Source organism: Mycobacterium sp. (genome assembly GCF_036488105.1).
Classification (GTDB): domain Bacteria; phylum Actinomycetota; class Actinomycetes; order Mycobacteriales; family Mycobacteriaceae; genus Mycobacterium.
The window spans coordinates 1-2,365 of record NZ_DASXHW010000359.1 but is presented as its reverse complement, the minus strand read 5'-3'; the positions used below and the strand labels follow the sequence as shown (position 1 = coordinate 2,365).

At 66.6% G+C, this 2,365-nt stretch carries 3 protein-coding genes and 1 pseudogene; 3 read left to right on the top strand and 1 reads right to left on the bottom strand.

Annotation, left to right across the window (positions count from 1 at the left end):
* Nucleotides 1–163, top strand: a pseudogene (locus tag VGH54_RS18985) (M18 family aminopeptidase); the annotation flags it as partial.
* Between the two features lie 13 nt (nucleotides 164–176).
* Here the strand turns inward: VGH54_RS18985 and VGH54_RS18980 are convergent.
* The gene (locus VGH54_RS18980; protein ID WP_331513619.1) at nucleotides 177–578 is read right to left on the bottom strand and encodes a nuclear transport factor 2 family protein; all 402 of its coding nucleotides are present in this window, start codon (nucleotides 576–578) and stop codon (nucleotides 177–179) included.
* 158 nt (nucleotides 579–736) lie between these two features.
* Between VGH54_RS18980 and VGH54_RS18975 the strand changes: the two genes are divergently transcribed.
* A complete protein-coding gene (locus VGH54_RS18975; protein WP_331513618.1) occupies nucleotides 737–1,087 on the top strand; it encodes a VOC family protein in 351 nt (116 codons plus the stop codon).
* A 25-nt stretch (nucleotides 1,088–1,112) separates the two neighbouring features.
* A partial coding sequence (gene purL / locus VGH54_RS18970) for a phosphoribosylformylglycinamidine synthase subunit PurL (protein WP_331513617.1) occupies nucleotides 1,113–2,365 on the top strand: 1,253 nt, incomplete at its 3' end.

The window sequence follows — 2,365 nt, the reverse complement described above, 5'->3', positions numbered from 1 at the left end:
GTGCGGCTCGACGATCGGTCCGATGACCGCGGCCCGGACCGGCATCCCGACCGTCGACGTGGGTGCGCCGCAGCTGGCGATGCATTCTGCGCGAGAATTCATGGGCGCCAACGATGTTCCCGCCTACGCGGCGGCGCTGCGAGCGTTCTTGTCGCCGGGCTGACCTGGTCAGGTCCCTATACGAAGACCGGCTCGTAGCGGATCACGTTCTCCACCACGATGCCGTTGCGGGTGCGTACGCGGTCGATCCCGCGGATCTCGAATGGCCCGTCCGGGCCGGTTCCGCGGCCGATGTAGTGCAGGAAGACTAGCTGCTCGCCCTCGGCGGTGCCCGGGACTGTGGCGCTGTCGACTACTTCAAGCTTCAAATCCGGAGCGGCGGACAGCAGGTCGGCAATCTTCTGGGTGTACGCCTTGAATCCGCGGACCGGCTCGGCGTCGCCGGGCCAGTAGCCGACGATGTCGTCGGCCAGGATGTCCATCCCGCGCGACATGTCGGGCGCTGCCCAGAAAGCCGCGAAAAGCTCCGCACTGAATCTCGGGCTCGTTGTGGCAGTGGCACTTCGGGTGTCAGTCATGGTTCCTCCAGGTCGGTTTAGCGTTCGTCGAAAGTCTTCTCGGCGCGATGTCGCGGCACAATTACCTCGGAGGTCATCGCCATCGGTCTAGATCTGATGTGTCCGACTCCTCAGCGGGCCCGATGGGCTCGCATCGTCGCCGGACTAAGGTCGCGGGTATGGCACTCAATGTGGAGATGGTCACGTTCGACTGCGACAACCCCGCGCAGCTGGCGCAGTGGTGGGCGCAGCAGTTCGAAGGTGAGACACAGGAACTGATTCCCGGCGAATTCATCGCCGTCATCCGGGCCGACGGTCCCCGGCTGGGCTTCCAGAAGGTGGACGAACCCACGCCCGGCAAGAACCGGGTGCACCTGGATTTCGGCGCCGCCGATGTCGACGCCGAGGTGAGCCGGCTCACGTCGGCGGGAGCGACCGAGGTCGGTCGGCACAGCATCGGCGACAACTTTCGCTGGGTGGTGCTTGCCGACCCCGCGGGCAACGCCTTCTGCGTGGCCGGCACGGGGTAGCCGCCGCGCCACCTAGACTGTTCCCGTGACGTCTGGGCTCACTCACGCGACCGATACCGTCGAGCGGGCCGCGGCCACCCCTGATCAGCCGCAACCATTCCGCGAACTCGGTCTCAAAGACGACGAGTACCAGCGGATCCGCGACATCCTCGGACGCCGCCCGACCGACGCCGAGCTGGCCATGTACTCGGTGATGTGGAGCGAACACTGCTCCTACAAGTCGTCCAAGGTGCACCTGCGGTACTTCGGCGAGACCACCACCGACGAGATGCGGGCCGGCATGCTGGCCGGCATCGGCGAAAACGCCGGCGTCGTCGACATCGGCGACGGCTGGGCCGTCACCTTCAAAGTCGAGTCGCACAACCATCCGTCCTACGTTGAGCCCTACCAGGGTGCGGCCACCGGTGTCGGCGGCATTGTCCGCGACATCATGGCGATGGGCGCCCGGCCGGTCGCGGTGATGGACCAGTTGCGGTTCGGCGCCGCGGACGCCCCGGACACCCGCCGCGTGCTCGACGGTGTGGTGCGGGGCATCGGTGGCTACGGCAACTCGCTGGGCCTGCCCAACATCGGCGGCGAAACCGTCTTCGATTCGTGCTACGCCGGCAACCCTTTGGTGAATGCGCTGTGCGTCGGGGTGCTGCGTAAGGAAGATCTGCATCTGGCCTTCGCCTCGGGCGCCGGCAACAAGATCATTCTGTTCGGCGCGCGGACCGGACTCGACGGCATCGGTGGCGTATCGGTGCTGGCATCGGAAACCTTCGGCGGCGACGAGTCGGGTTCGGGCCGCAAGAAACTGCCCTCGGTGCAGGTCGGCGACCCGTTCACCGAGAAGGTGCTCATCGAGTGCTGCCTCGAGCTGTACGCCGCGGGGCTGGTGATCGGGATCCAGGACCTCGGCGGAGCCGGATTATCCTGCGCTACATCGGAGCTCGCGTCAGCGGGCGATGGCGGGATGGCGATCGAACTGGACACCGTGCCGCTGCGGGCCAAGGACATGACGCCTGCCGAGATTCTGTCCAGCGAGTCGCAAGAGCGCATGTGTGCTGTGGTCGCGCCGGAGAACGTGGATGCCTTCATGGCGGTGTGCCGCAAATGGGAGGTACTGGCCACCACGATCGGCGAGGTCACCGACGGTGATCGGCTGCACATCACGTGGCACGGTGAGACGGTCGTCGACGTGCCGCCGCGCACCGTGGCCCACGAGGGTCCGGTGTACCAACGTCCCGTCGCTCGTCCGGAGTTGCAGGATGCGCTCAACGCCGACACCTCGGCCGG